Source organism: uncultured Pseudokineococcus sp. (assembly GCF_947495735.1).
Lineage (GTDB): Bacteria > Actinomycetota > Actinomycetes > Actinomycetales > Quadrisphaeraceae > Pseudokineococcus.
This window is the reverse complement of sequence record NZ_CANMAA010000001.1, coordinates 562192-575875: the sequence shown is the minus strand read 5'-3', so window position 1 is coordinate 575875 and position 13684 is coordinate 562192. Positions and strand designations below refer to the sequence as shown.

General features: G+C 77.1%; 12 protein-coding genes. 8 read left to right on the top strand and 4 right to left on the bottom strand.

Features of this window, described 5'->3' with window-relative positions:
• The first annotated feature begins 17 nt into the window (after positions 1-17).
• From Q0848_RS02415 to Q0848_RS02400, 4 genes are all read left to right on the top strand, one after another.
• Positions 18-1433, top strand: a complete 1416-nt coding sequence (locus Q0848_RS02415; RefSeq protein WP_299034283.1) for a dicarboxylate/amino acid:cation symporter — start codon at positions 18-20, stop codon at positions 1431-1433.
• A gap of 105 nt (positions 1434-1538) precedes the next feature.
• Complete coding sequence (locus Q0848_RS02410) at positions 1539-2177, top strand: nucleoside triphosphate pyrophosphatase (RefSeq protein ID WP_299034281.1); 639 nt, start codon at positions 1539-1541, stop codon at positions 2175-2177.
• A gap of 375 nt (positions 2178-2552) precedes the next feature.
• Positions 2553-4322 (top strand): biotin carboxylase N-terminal domain-containing protein, encoded by a 1770-nt coding sequence (locus Q0848_RS02405; RefSeq protein WP_366146385.1) that lies wholly within the window; start codon positions 2553-2555, stop codon positions 4320-4322.
• 274 nt (positions 4323-4596) lie between these two features.
• Entirely contained in the window at positions 4597-5463 is an 867-nt protein-coding gene (locus Q0848_RS02400) for an endonuclease domain-containing protein (RefSeq protein ID WP_299034277.1), read from the top strand.
• 404 nt (positions 5464-5867) lie between these two features.
• Here the strand turns inward: Q0848_RS02400 and Q0848_RS02395 are convergent, their stop codons facing one another.
• Positions 5868-7538 (bottom strand): NAD(P)H-quinone dehydrogenase, encoded by a 1671-nt coding sequence (locus tag Q0848_RS02395; RefSeq protein WP_299034275.1) that lies wholly within the window; start codon positions 7536-7538, stop codon positions 5868-5870.
• A 150-nt stretch (positions 7539-7688) separates the two neighbouring features.
• Here Q0848_RS02395 and Q0848_RS02390 point away from each other — a divergent pair, with 150 nt between their 5' ends.
• From Q0848_RS02390 to Q0848_RS02375, 4 genes are all read left to right on the top strand, one after another.
• Entirely contained in the window at positions 7689-8183 is a 495-nt protein-coding gene (locus Q0848_RS02390) for a gamma-glutamylcyclotransferase family protein (RefSeq protein ID WP_299034273.1), read from the top strand.
• A gap of 220 nt (positions 8184-8403) precedes the next feature.
• Entirely contained in the window at positions 8404-9276 is an 873-nt protein-coding gene (locus Q0848_RS02385) for a purine-nucleoside phosphorylase (RefSeq protein WP_299034270.1), read from the top strand.
• A 56-nt stretch (positions 9277-9332) separates the two neighbouring features.
• Entirely contained in the window at positions 9333-11081 is a 1749-nt protein-coding gene (locus tag Q0848_RS02380; protein WP_366146384.1) for a phospho-sugar mutase, read from the top strand.
• Complete coding sequence (locus Q0848_RS02375) at positions 11078-11773, top strand: uridine kinase (protein WP_299034263.1); 696 nt, start codon at positions 11078-11080, stop codon at positions 11771-11773. Before Q0848_RS02380 ends, Q0848_RS02375 begins: the two co-directional genes overlap by 4 nt.
• A 42-nt stretch (positions 11774-11815) precedes the next feature.
• Here the strand turns inward: Q0848_RS02375 and Q0848_RS02370 are convergent, their stop codons facing one another.
• Genes Q0848_RS02370 through Q0848_RS02360 form a run of 3 tightly spaced genes read right to left on the bottom strand, consistent with a single transcriptional unit; the run spans position 11816 to position 13637 of the window.
• Positions 11816-12007: a hypothetical protein gene (locus Q0848_RS02370; protein ID WP_299034260.1), complete on the bottom strand. Its 192-nt coding sequence runs from the start codon at positions 12005-12007 to the stop codon at positions 11816-11818.
• Positions 12008-12063: 56 nt separating this feature from the next.
• On the bottom strand, positions 12064-12513 hold the full coding sequence (locus Q0848_RS02365; RefSeq protein WP_299034257.1) for a hypothetical protein: 450 nt from the start codon (positions 12511-12513) through the stop codon (positions 12064-12066).
• Between the two features lie 44 nt (positions 12514-12557).
• Entirely contained in the window at positions 12558-13637 is a 1080-nt protein-coding gene (locus Q0848_RS02360; RefSeq protein WP_366146383.1) for an adenosine deaminase, read from the bottom strand.
• Positions 13638-13684: the final 47 nt, after the last annotated feature.

Sequence of the window (13684 nt, the reverse complement as noted above, 5' to 3'; positions counted from 1 at the left end):
TGGTGGTTGCCTGGTCCGTGAGACTCCTCCGGCGCGCCGCGCGCATCCCCTTCGGCGCCCAGATCCTCGTCGGCCTCGTGGCCGGCGTCGGACTGGGAATCCTGGCCCGCTCCCTCGGCGGGACGGCCGACGACCCCAACGCGCTGACCACCGTGCTCGCCACCATCGGCGGCACCTTCGTCCAGCTGCTGCGCGTCGTCGTCCCGCCGCTCGTGGTGACGGCGATCATCGTCTCCATCGCGAACCTGCGGGAGGTGACGAACGCGGCCCGCCTCGCCGGCCAGACGCTGCTGTGGTTCGCCATCACCTCGCTCATCGCGGTGACCATCGGCATCACGCTCGGCCTGCTCACCAACCCGGGCGCCAACGCCGACATCAGCACCGAGGGGGCCGAGGCCTCCGGCACGCAGGGCGGCTGGCTCGACTTCCTCGACCAGCTGGTGCCCTCGAACATCCTGTCGCTCAACGCGAGCACCAGCGTCGACGGCGACACCGCCTCGACCAGCCTCTCCTTCGGCGTGCTCTCGCTCGTCGTCCTCGCGCTCGCCATCGGCACCGCGGTGCTCAAGACGGGCGAGAAGGCCGAGCCCTTCCTCGCCTTCGTCCGCTCGGCGCTCGCCGTCACGCAGACCGTCCTGTGGTGGGTCATCCGCCTCACCCCGATCGGCACCGCCGGCCTGCTCGGCAACGCCGTGGCCAGCTACGGCTGGGACCTGGTGGCCCCGCTCGCCGTCTTCACCGCCGACGTCTACATCGGCTCGCTGATCGTCATGCTCGGCGTCTACCCGCTGCTGGCGAAGGCCCACGGCCTCTCGGCCCGCAAGTACCTCTCCGGCGCCTGGCCGGCCATCACGCTGGCCTTCGTCTCGCGCAGCTCCGTCGGCACCCTGCCCGTCACCCAGCGGGTGGCCGAGCGCAACCTCGGCGTGCCGTCCTCCTACGCCTCCTTCGCCGTGCCGCTGGGCGCGACGACGAAGATGGACTCCTGCGCCGCGATCTACCCGGCGCTCGCCGCCATCACCGTGGCGCAGCTCTTCGGCATCCAGCTCGGCATCACCGACTACCTGCTCATCGCCTTCGTGTCCGTCGTCGGCTCGGCGGCGACCGCGGGCCTGACCGGCGCCGTCGTCATGCTCACGCTGACGCTGTCCACGCTGGGCCTGCCCCTCGAGGGCGTCGGCCTGCTCCTGGCCATCGACCCGATCCTCGACATGATCCGCACGGCGACCAACGTCGCCGGGCAGGCGCTCGTGCCGGCGATCGTCGCCAAGCGCGAGGGCATCCTCGACGTCGAGGCCTACCACGCCCCCCGCGGGCGCGACCCGCTCTCCTTCCGCGAGGACGAGCGCGGCGACGCCGGGGTCCGCCCCGGCGAGGCCGACGACGCCCGCGAGGGCAGCCACGACGGCACCCGGGTCACCGCCGCCGTCTGACCGCTCCGCACCTGCTCCACCCGCTGCACGACGCAGGGCCCGCCCCCACCCGGGGGCGGGCCCTGCGTCGTGCTGGCGTCGCGCGCGGCGGACTACGGTCGCGGCGTGCGCCTCGTCCTCGCCTCCGCCTCCCCCGCCCGCCTCGCGCTGCTGCGCTCGGCCGGCGTCGACCCGCTGGTGCTCGTCAGCGGTGTCGACGAGCCCGCCGTCGTCGAGCGCTACGGCGTCACCGACCCCCTCGACGTCTGCCTCGTCCTGGCCCGCGCCAAGGCCGAGGACGTCGCGGGCCGCCTCGAGGAGCTCGACGCCGTCGCCGACGAGGGCGCGCTCGTCGTGGGCTGCGACTCCGTCCTCGAGCTCGACGGCGAGGTCCACGGCAAGCCCGCCGACGCCGACGAGGCCGCGGCGCGCTGGCGCCGGATGCGGGGCCGCTCCGGCGTCCTGCACACGGGCCACTGGCTCGTCGACGCCCGCGAGGACGGCGGCTCCGGGGCGACGCTCGGCGCCGTCTCCTCCACGACGGTGAGCTTCGCCGACCTCGACGACGAGGAGGTGGCGGCCTACGTCGCCACCGGCGAGCCCCTGCGCGTGGCGGGGGCCTTCACCCTCGACGGCCTGGGCGCCCCCTACGTCGAGTCCGTGGACGGCGAGCCCTCGGCCGTCGTCGGGCTCGGCCTCGCCACGCTGCGCTCCCTGCTCGACGACGCCGGTGTCCGCTGGTCGGACCTGCGCCGCCCGGCCTGAAGGCCCGCGCGTCGTCGCCGACCCGCCGTCCGCACCCGCCCCTCCTTCCGCACTCGGTCGCCACTTCGCCGTCTGCACATCCGCTCTCCCGGCACTTCGTCGCCACTTCGCCGTCCGCACGCCCCCTCTCGGGGCACCTGGTCGCCACTTCGCCGTCCGGGCCCCTCTCCCCCGGTACGTCGGGGGCCCTCCCGGCGCCCCCGTGCGGCCGTCGCTGCCGCGGCCCGTCGCCGGGGCACCCCTCCGGTGCGGGACTAGGCTCCCGGCGGCCCGCCGTCAGGCGGACCCGCGGTGCGCTGGGGCGCGACGCGGACGGCAGCTGAGCACCAGGAGGCGGGACGCGGCATGGCGACGGCGGACGACGGCAGGCGCACGATCTCCAAGGTCCTCATCGCGAACCGCGGGGAGATCGCCGTGCGCGTGGCCCGGGCCTGCGCCGACGCGGGGATCGCCTCGGTGGCCGTCTACGCCGAGCCCGACCGCGACGCGCTGCACGTGCGCACCGCGGACGAGGCCTTCGCCCTGGGAGGGACGACGCCGGGCGAGTCCTACCTGCGCCAGGACCTGCTGCTCGGCGTCGCGCAGCGCTCGGGCGCCGACGCCGTCCACCCGGGCTACGGCTTCCTGTCGGAGAACGCCGAGTTCGCCCAGGCCGTGCTGGACGCCGGCCTGGTGTGGGTCGGCCCGCCGCCGTCGGCGATCCGGTCCCTCGGCGACAAGGTCGCCGCCCGCAAGATCGCCGAGCGCGCCGGAGCACCGCTCGTGGCCGGCACCGAGGACCCGGTGTCGGGCGCGGACGAGGTGCTCGCGTTCGTCGACGAGCACGGCCTGCCGGTGGCCATCAAGGCCGCGCACGGCGGCGGCGGGCGCGGGCTGAAGGTCGTGCGCGAGCGCGAGGAGGTCGTGGCCGCCTACGACTCCGCCGTCCGCGAGGCCGTGACCGCCTTCGGCCGCGGCGAGTGCTTCGTCGAGCGCTTCCTCGACCGCCCCCGCCACGTCGAGACCCAGTGCCTGGCGGACGCCCACGGCGGCGTCGTCGTGGTCTCGACCCGCGACTGCTCCCTGCAGCGCCGCAACCAGAAGCTCGTCGAGGAGGCGCCGGCGCCCTACCTGACGCCGGCGCAGGAGGCCGAGCTCTACCGGGCGTCCAAGGAGATCCTGCGCGCCGCGGGCTACGTGGGGGCGGGCACCTGCGAGTACCTCGTCGCCCAGGACGGCACCATCTCCTTCCTCGAGGTGAACACCCGCCTGCAGGTCGAGCACCCGGTCTCCGAGGAGGTCACCGGCCTCGACCTCGTGCGCGAGCAGCTGCGCATCGCCGCCGGGGAGGCGCTCGGCTACGACGACCCGCCCGTGCGCGGGCACTCGCTGGAGTTCCGCGTCAACGCCGAGGACGCCGGGCGCGGCTTCCTGCCCGCCCCCGGCACGGCCACGCGCTTCGAGGCCCCCAGCGGGCCGGGCGTGCGCGTGGACTCCGGCGTCGTCGCCGGGGACGCGGTGGCCGGGGCCTTCGACTCGATGCTCGCCAAGCTCGTCGTCACCGGCGCCACCCGCCGACAGGCGCTGGAGCGCGCCCGTCGCGCCCTGGCGGAGTTCGTCGTCGACGGCATGCCGACGGTCCTGCCCTTCCACCGGGCCGTCGTCGTCGACCCGGCCTTCGCCCCCGAGGTCTCGGGCGGGCAGGGCCCCTTCACGGTGCACACGCGCTGGATCGAGACCGAGTACGACAACCAGGTGGAGCCCTTCGCGGGCCCCGCGGCCGACGCGCCGGAGGCGGGCGAGCGCGAGGGCGTCGTCGTCGAGGTGGGCGGACGGCGCCTCGAGGTCGTGCTGCCCGCCGGGCTCGGCGGCGGCGGTGCTCCCACCGGCGCACCGGCGCGGGCGAAGACCCGCCGCGGGCGGGCGCAGAAGGCGACGAGCAGCAGCGAGTCGCTCACCTCGCCGATGCAGGCCACCGTCGTCGCGGTCTCGGTGGCCGACGGCGACGCGGTCGAGGCCGGGGACACCGTCGTCGTCCTCGAGGCGATGAAGATGGAGCAGCCGCTGACCGCCCACCGCGCCGGCGTCGTCCGGGGCCTCGCGGCCGAGGTGGGCCAGTCCGTCGCCTCCGGCGCCGTCCTCTGCGAGATCGTCGACCCCGCCTGACCTGGACGGCGCCCTCCCCGCACCTCGACGGCGCCCGGGGCGCCCGGGGCGCCCCTCCACCGCACTCTGTCGGCACTCTGACGTCCGGCGCCCCGTCCCAGCGCACTCTGTCGACAATCTGACGGTCAGGGCGCTGTTCAGACGGCACTGTGTCGGCACTTCGCCGGCGGAGCCGGTCGTGCGGCGCCACGACCTCGACGAGGCGCCGTCCCGCAGCACGCGCCCCTGTGGACGACGCCAGCGGGCGCCCGCGTGGAGACGGCAGCGTCCCGCCATGCGGAGCTCGCCGGACGTCGACCTGCCCCTCGTCTTCCGCGGCCGCGACGCGATCGCCGCCGAAGCGCTGACGCCGAGGCAGCTGAGGGACGGGCCGTGGGTGCGGCTCCTGCACGGCGTGTACACACGACGCGACGTCGAGGTGACGCACGCGCTGATGTGCGAGGCGGCCGGCCTGCTGCTCCCGGGCTCGGCGCAGATCACGGGGGCGTCCGCCGCTGCCGTCCTGGGTGCTGACTGGCTCCGGCCTCGCGACCCGGTGGAGGTCGTGCTGCCCTCCGGTGGTCCCCATCCGTCCATCCGCGGCGTCACGGCCCGGCGAGCGGCGGCCCCCCTGCCCCCCGGCACGCCCTGGCGCACGACGTCGCTCGCCGCCCCAGAGCGGATGGCCTTCGACGCCGCCGCTCGCGTGCCCCTCGTGGTCGCCGTCGGTCGCCTCGACCAGCTGCTCCGCCGAGGTGACATCTCCCAGGAGCGCCTCGCCACCTGGCTCGAGGGCCGGCACGACAACGACGTCGTGGGCGTCCGTACGGCGCTGCAGGAGGTCGACCCGCTGGCCGAGTCGCTCCCGGAGTCGGCGCTGCGGGTCCACCTGCGCCGGGCCGGCATCGACGTCGTCCCCCAGGTCGTCGTCCGGGACCGCGGCCGCGCCGTGGCCCGCGTCGACCTCGCCCTGCCGGACCTGCGGATCGCCGTCGAGTACGACGGGCGCTGGCACGGGGCGCCCGACCAGTTCGAGGAGGACCGGGCCCGGCTCAACCGGCTGCGCGAGGCCGGCTGGATCGTCGTCCACGTCACCGCCGCCGACATGGCCGAGCCCGGCCGTGCCGTAGCGCTCGTCCGCGCGGCGATGGCGCGTCGGTGACACCGCCTCGGACGCAGGAGACGCCGGGGACGTCGCAGTGCCGGCGCCGCCCAGCAGCGGCAGCGCCACCGGCACGATGACGACGCAGTGCGCTCCAGTGGCCCCCACAGCGGCAAGGTGGCGACACAGTGCGTCGCACAGGCGCCCTGAGCGACGAAGTGCCGACACAGTGCGCCCCAGGGGCAGCCTCGGCGGCAGAGTGCCGACACAGTGCGCCCCAGGGGCCACCTCGGCGGCAAGGTGCCGACGCAGTGCGCTCCAGTGGCACCCACAACGGCAAGGTGGCGACACAGTGCGCCTCAGGGGCGCCTTCGGCGGCAGGGTGGCGACACAGTGCGCCTCAGGGGCGCCTTCGGCGACAGGGTGTCGACACAGTGCGCCTCAGAGGCGCTCCCGGCGAGGGGTCAGTCGACCTCGGGCGCGGTGTGCAGGCGCCGGGCGGCCTCGGCGAGGGAGCCGGACAGCGAGGGGTAGACGCTGAAGGCGTGGGCCACCTGGTCGACGGTGAGGCGGTGCTCGACGGCGAGGGTCAGCGGGAAGACCAGCTCGCTGGCTCGCGGGCTGACGACGACGCCGCCGATCACCGTGCCGGAGCCGGTGCGGCAGAACAGCTTCACGAAGCCGTCGTGGATCCCCAGCATCTTGGCGCGCGCGTTGCCGGCGAGGGGGAGCTTGACCACCTGGCCCTGCGCCTCGCCCGACTCGATCTGCGCCTGCGTCCAGCCCACCGTGGCGATCTCCGGCGCCGTGAAGACGTTGGCCGCCACGGTGCGCAGCTTCAGGGGCGAGACGGCGTCACCGAGGGCGTGCCACATGGCGATCCGGCCCTGCATGGCGGCCACTGAGGCCAGCGGCAGGACGCCGGTGCAGTCGCCCGCCGCGTAGACCCCGCGGATGGACGTGCGCGAGACGCGGTCCACCACGACGTGACCGGACTCCGACGTCCTGATCCCGGCCTCCTCGAGCCCGAGGCCCTCGGTGTTGGGGATGGAGCCCACGGCCATCAGGCAGTGCGAGCCGCGCACCTCGCGCCCGTCGGAGAGGGTCACGAGGACGCCGTCGCCGTCGCGCACGACCGACTGCGCCCGCGAGCGGGCCATGACGGTCATGCCGCGGCGGCGGAAGACGTCGTCGATGACCTGCGCCGCGTCCGCGTCCTCGCCCGGCAGCACGCGGTCCCGGCTGGAGACCAGGACGACGTCGGACCCGAGGGCCTCGTAGGCGTTGGCGAACTCGGCCCCTGTCACGCCCGACCCGACGACGATGATCCGCTCGGGCAGCTCGGTGAGGTCGTACAGCTGCTTCCACGTGAGGATGCGCTCGCCGTCGGGCATCGCGTCGGGCAGCTCGCGGGGGTGGGAGCCCGTGGCCAGCAGCAGGACGTCGGCGCGCAGGTCGCGCGTCTCGCCGCCCGCCAGCTCGACGCGCACCCGGTCGGGGGCGACCACGGTGCCGCGGCCCACGAGCACGTCGACGCCCTCGCGCTCGAGCCGCTCCCGGATGTCCTCCGACTGCGCCCGGGCCAGCCCCCGCACGCGGGTGTTCACCCGGTCGAGGTCCACGGTGACGGCGCTCTGGGCGTCCGTCCCGCCCTGCCCGCCGCCGGGGAAGCGCAGGCCGAGCTCGGTCGACTCGGTGACCGTCGCCATCACCTCGGCCGTGGCGATGAGCGTCTTGGAGGGGACGACGTCGGTCAGCACCGTCGAGCCGCCCAGCCCGTCGCGCTCGACGACGGTGACCGAGGCCCCGAGCTGCGCGGCGACGAGCGCCGCCTCGTAGCCGCCCGGGCCCCCGCCGACGACGACGACGCGCGTGCCGGCGACGTCGGTGACCGCCGACCTCAGGGGCAGCGGGGTCTCGGCGGCGCGTCGCTCGGCGTCACCGGCCACACCGGGCGGCGGTGCCGGGGCGCCGTCCGCGTCGCTGCCCTCCGGGGCGCGCTCGGCGGGGGCGCCCATGCCCTCCGCGCCGGCGGCGCCCTCCTCCGGCGAGGGCTCGACGGAGGCGGACGCGCCGTCGCTGCCGGCGGTCTCGTCGGGGACGGGGGTCTGCGGGTCGCGCGCGGAGGGAGGCATCGCGCGCCATTCTGCCTCGCGGGCAGCCCGCGGTGAGGGCCGGCTGCGCCGCCGTCCGCCGCGCCCGCGCACGCGCGGCTCGGGCGGGTCGGCGCGCCACCGGCTGCCGCCGCTGGGGGCGCGGCCCCCGGGCTGGATACAGTCGCGATCATGCCCCAGTACGCCGCCTACGGCAGCAACCTGCACCCGGCGCGCATGGCCGAGCGGGCCCCGCACTCCCCGCTCGCCGAGACGGGGTGGCTGCGCGGCTGGCGCCTGACCTTCGGCGGCGAGGACCGCGGCTGGGAGGGCGCCCTGGCCACCGTCGTCCAGGACGACGCCGCCGACGCCGCCGTCTACGTCGGCCTCTACGACCTCACCGAGCCCGACGCCCGCGCGCTCGACGACCTCGAGGGCGCCGGGATGGGTCTCTACCGGAAGGTGCGGGTGCGCGTGGACACCCTCTCCGGGCAGGTCGTCGCGTGGGTCTACGTCCTGGACGCCTACGAGGGCGGGCTGCCGGCCGCGCGCTACCTCGGCATGGTCGCGGACGCGGCCGAGGCCGCCGGTGCGCCCGGCGACTACGTCACGGCGCTGCGGGCCCGGCCCTGCCGCCCCTCCCCCGCCGGCGGCCCGCCGCCCACCGGGCTCGTCGGCGGCGCCTGAGGGAGACAGCCGCGCCTGAGGGCTCCGGCTGCGCCGGAGCGTTCGTCGACGCCCGAGGGACCTGGGGCACCGGCGGCGCGGCGGCGTCCCGAGCGGGCGCTCGAGGTCCGGCAGGAGCGCGCCGGAGCCCGGCGCCCGGCCGCTCAGGACGGCGGGTCAGCACCGGGACCCCGGGGCCGGGGTGCCCGGGACGGCGGCGGGCCGCCGGTACCGTGCGCCCATGGCCAGCACCCCACCCAGTGCCCCGACCAGCGCTCCGACCAGCGCCCCCACCAGTGCTCCGGACGACGTGCTCGCCGACCCCCACGACGCCGCCGCGCGCGCGGCGCGGGTCCTCGCCGAGCGCACGGGCGCCGAGCGCCACGACCTCGCACTGGTGCTCGGCTCCGGCTGGGGCACGGCGGTCGAGGCCCTCGGCGAGGTGCTGGCCGAGGTCCCGGCCGACGAGGTCCCGGGCTTCACCGCGCCGGCCGTGGCCGGGCACGTGCCCGTCTTCCGCTCGGTGCGCATCGGCAGCAGCGACCGCCGGGCGCTCGTCCTGGGCAGCCGCACCCACCTGTACGAGGGCCGCGGCGTGCGCGCCGTCGCCCACGGCGCCCGCACGGCCGCCGCGGCCGGGTGCCGCGGCGTCGTGCTCACCAACGGCTGCGGCGGCCTGGACCCCGCCTACTCGCCCGGCCAGCCCGTCCTCATCAGCGACCACCTGAACCTCACCGGTCGCTCGCCGCTCGAGGGCGCGACCTTCGTCGACCTGACGGACCTCTACAGCAGCCGCTGGCGGGACGTCGCCCGCGAGGTGGACCCGTCGCTGGCCGAGGGCGTCTACGCCCAGTTCCCCGGCCCGCACTACGAGACCCCCGCGGAGGTGCGGATGGCCGGCGTCCTCGGCGCCTCCCTCGTCGGCATGTCCACCGCGCTCGAGGCCATCGCCGCCCGCGCGGCCGGGCTCGAGGTCCTCGGGCTGTCGCTGGTGACCAACCTGGCGGCCGGGATCAGCGACGAGGCCCTCAGCCACGCGGAGGTGGTCGAGGCCGGCCGGGCCGCCGGTCCCCGCATCGGCGCCCTGCTCGCCCAGGTGGTGGAGCGGCTGTGAGCGGCCCGGACGAGCAGCAGGAGCGGGTGCCCGACGGCGCGGACCGCGAGCGCGCCCTGGACCGCGCCCGGGCCGGCCGGCACGAGGAGGCCCTCGCGTGGGCCGCGGCCGACCCGGACGAGGCGACCGCCGCCGAGCTCCGCGCGCTGGTGCAGCGCGCCGACGAGGGCGACGCCGGGGCGGTCGCCGAGCTGGACGACGCCTTCGCCGGGACGCTGGCCTTCGGGACGGCCGGTCTGCGCGGCCGGCTCGGCCCCGGGCCGAACCGGATGAACCGCGTCGTCGTGCGCCGGGCCGCCGCGGGCCTGGCCCGCTACCTGGTCGACCGCGAGGGCGGGCCGGAGTCCCCCCCGCACGTCGTCGTCGGGTACGACGCCCGCCACGGCTCGCGCCCCTTCGCGCTCGACACCGTCGCCGTCGTCGTGGGCGCCGGGCTGCGCGCCTCCCTGCTGCCGGGCCCGCTGCCCACGCCCGTGCTCGCCTCCGCCGTCCGCCACCTCGGCGCCGACGCGGGCGTCATGGTCACGGCCAGCCACAACCCGCCGCAGGACAACGGCTACAAGGTCTACCTCGGCGGGCCCGGCGAGGAGGGCGCGCAGATCGTGCCCCCCGCGGACGCCGAGATCGCCGCGCGCATCGCCGCGGTCGGCGACGTCACCGACCCGGCGCAGGTGCCCCTGGCCGCCGGCGGCTGGGACGTGCTCGGCGACGACGTCGTCGAGGCCTACGTGGACGGCGCCGCGGCCGTCGCCGGGCGCACCGGGCCGCGCGACCTCCGCGTGGTCCTGACGCCGCTGCACGGCGTCGGCGGCGTCCTGGTCGAGCGGGCGCTGCGCGCCGCCGGCTTCGAGGACCTCACGACCGTCGCCGAGCAGGCCGAGCCCGACCCCGACTTCCCCACCACGGCGTTCCCGAACCCCGAGGAGGCCGGCGCGCTCGACCTCGCGCTGGCGCTGGCGCGCGAGAGCGGCGCCGACGTCGTCATCGCGAACGACCCCGACGCCGACCGCTGCGCCGTGGCCGTGCCGCTGCGCCCGGGCGTCGACGACGGGGCCGACGGCTCCGGCGACGGGGGCTGGCGCCAGCTCACCGGCGACGAGGTGGGTGCCCTGCTGGGCCACCACCTGGCCGAGCGGGGCCTGCCGCCGGGCTCCGTCCTGGCCCGCTCGGTGGTCTCCTCGGACCTGCTGGCGCGCGTCGCCGAGGCCCACGGGCTGGAGAGCGCCGTCGCCCTGACCGGCTTCAAGTGGATCAGCCGCGTGCCGGGCCTGGCCTACGGGTACGAGGAGGCCCTCGGCTACTGCGTCGACCCGGCCGCGGTGCGCGACAAGGACGGGATCAGCGCCGCCGTGCTCGTCGCCGAGCTGGCGGCGGCCGAGAGGGCCCGGGGCAGAGGGCTGCTCGACGTCCTCGACGACCTCGCGCGCGCCCACGGCTTGCACGCGACGGCGCCCCTGACGCTGCGCGTGGACGACCTCGTCCTGATCTCCGACGCGATGGCCCGCCTGCGCGCCGAGCCGCCCGCGTCGCTGGCCGGCAGCGAGGTCGTCGCCGTCACCGACCTGTCCGCCGGCGACGAGGAGCTGCCGCCCACCGACGGCCTCGTGTACCGCACCGCCGACGGCGCCCGGGTGGTCGTCCGGCCGTCGGGGACCGAGCCGAAGCTCAAGTGCTACTGCGAGGTCGTGGTGCCCGTGGAGCGCGGGGCGGACGCCCTCGCCGTGGCGGCGGCCCGGCGCGAGGCGGCGCTGCGCCTGGACGCCGTCCGGTCCGACCTGCGTCGCGCCATCGCCCTCCCCGCGTGAGCGAGCCCACGACCCCCGGCGGGCGGCACGGCCGAGCTGTCGACGCGACCGGCGCCCCCCTCGGCGCCGCCCAGGACGCCCTCTTCGCCGAGCCCGCGGGGGCCCGGCGTCCGCCGGGTCGCCGCGTCGTCCTCCTGACGGGGCCCAGCGGCTCGGGCAAGACGTCGATGGTGCGGCGGCTGGGCCTGCCGGTGCTCGCCCTGGACGACTTCTACCGGGACGGCGACGAGCCGGGGCTGCCGCACCGCTTCGGCATCGTCGACTGGGACGACCCGGGCAGCTGGGACGCCGGGCGCGCGCTCGCCGCGCTGGAGCGGCTCTGCCGCGAGGGCGAGGCCGAGGTCCCCGTCTACGACATCCCCTCCAGCAGGCGGACCGGGACCGTCCACCTGTCCGTCGGGACCTCCCCCGTCGTCGTCGCCGAGGGCATCTTCGCCGCCGACCTGGTGGCGGCCTGCCGCGAGCGCGCCCTGCTGGCCGACGCCATCTGCCTGCAGCGGCCGGTCGCGGTCAGCTTCACCTTCCGCCTCCTGCGCGACGTCGCCGAGAGCCGCAAGCCGCCGCACGTCCTGGTGCGCCGCGGACTGGCGCTGGCGCGCGCCGAGCCGGCCCTGGTGCGCCGGTGGACCGACCTCGGCTGCCGCCCGCTGCCCGTCGCCGACGCCGAGGCCGCCGTCCGCTCCCTCCTCTGACGCCGGGCGCGAGCTCGGCGGTCGGGTCGGAGGGGGGCGGGGTCAGTCGTCGCCGGAGCCGGCTCCGAGCCGCCGCGCGACGACGCTGCCGAGCACGGCGGCCGTGAGCACGGCGATCGCGGACGCGGCGAACCAGGGGAGGTCGGGGGCCACCGCGTCGAGGACGGTGCGGACCCCGAAGACGGTGAGGACGACCACCGCGAACGACGTGAGCTGGGGGTGTCTGCGCAGCACGGTCCGACGGTAGGGCCGCCTCCCGCCGGAGCGGGCGGGCCGGGCCGGCGCTGCGGTCAGCGCAGGACGAGGACGAGCGCGAGGCCCAGCTGCAGCGTGGCCGCCGCGACGCGGACGCCGTCCCAGCGCACCAGGCGCCGGTGCGCGGCGGGGTCCCAGCGGCTCCCGAGGACGCGGTGCTGCGGGACGGCGCCGAGCGCGGTGGCGGCGAGCACGACGGCGGTGCAGCCCGCCGCGGTGACGGCGAGCGGCGCGTCCGCCGAGCCGTGCCCCGCCACGACGAGCCAGCCCGTCGAGCCCACGAGCAGCAGGAAGAGCGGGCCGACGAGCCGGGAGACCCGGCGGCTGTGCGCGGCCTCGAGCGCCGGGAAGGGCGCCTCGCCCCCCGGGGCGAGGGCCGCGGTGGCCAGCTGCGGGTAGACCACGACGCGCACGGTCCACTGGAAGCCGGCGTACGCCGCGGCGGCGGCCAGGTGCACCGCCGCGGCAGCGGCCGGTCCAGCCACCGCCGCGGCGTCCGGGACGTCCACGAGCCCCCGCGCGCCGTCGCTCAGCCGCGGGCGGCGGCGAAGCCGGGGCGCACGAGCTCCTCGACGAGCACCTCCCGCACGGGGTGCGGGAGGAAGGCCGTCCGCGCCGCCGCGACGGTGGCCGCCTCCAGGTCCTCGAGCGTCCAGCCGGCCTCGCGGACCAGCAGCTCCATCTCCCGGCTCATCGTCGTGGCCGACATCAGCCGGTTGTCGGTGTTCACGGTGACGACGACCCCGAGGTCGCGCAGCGCGCTGATGCCGTGCTCGGCGACCGACGTGGCCGCACCCGTCTGCACGTTGGAGCTGGGGCACAGCTCCAGCGGGAGGCGCCGGTCGCGCACCCACGCCGCGAGCGGGCCCGGGGAGGCCTGCGGGGTGCCGGCGCCCTCGACGTCCTCGAGCAGCCGCACGCCGTGGCCGATGCGCTGGGCCGAGCACGCGTGCACCGCGCCGTGGATCGAGTCGAGCCCGGCGGCCTCGCCCGCGTGGATGGTCACGGGCACCCCGGCGGCGTGGAGCAGGTCGAACGCCTCGCGGTGGCGCTCCGGCGGGAAGCCGTCCTCGGCGCCGGCGATGTCGAAGCCGACGACCGACCCGCCGGACGCCGAGCCGAGGTGGCGCACCGTGAGCTCGGCGATCTCGACGCCGCGGTCGGCGTGCCGCATCGCCGTCAGCAGGGTGCCGGTGCGGATGGGCGTGCCCCGCTCGGCGGCCTCCCGCTCCCCCTCGGCGAAGCCCTCCTGCACCGCGACGACGACCTCGTCGAGGGAGAGCCCGCCGGCGAGGTGCTGCTCGGGGGCGTACCGCTGCTCGGCGTAGACGACGCCGTCCGCCGCCAGGTCGAGCGCGCTCTCGCGCGCCACCCGCCGCAGCGCGTCGGCGCTCTGCATGACCGCCGTGGTGTGGTCGAAGGTCTCGAGGTAGCGCACGAGCGTGCCCGAGCTCGCCGACTCCTCGAACCAGCGCCCGAGGGCGTCGGCCGTGGCGGCGGGGAGCTCGTGGCCCACCTCCGCGGCGAGGTCCAGGACCGTCTGCGGCCGCAGGCCCCCGTCGAGGTGGTCGTGCAGGACCACCTTGGGCAGCGACGGGATCGCCCGCAGCGCCCGCTCGTCGACGCCCTGGCCGCTGCGGCCCCGCTCCCGCCCGC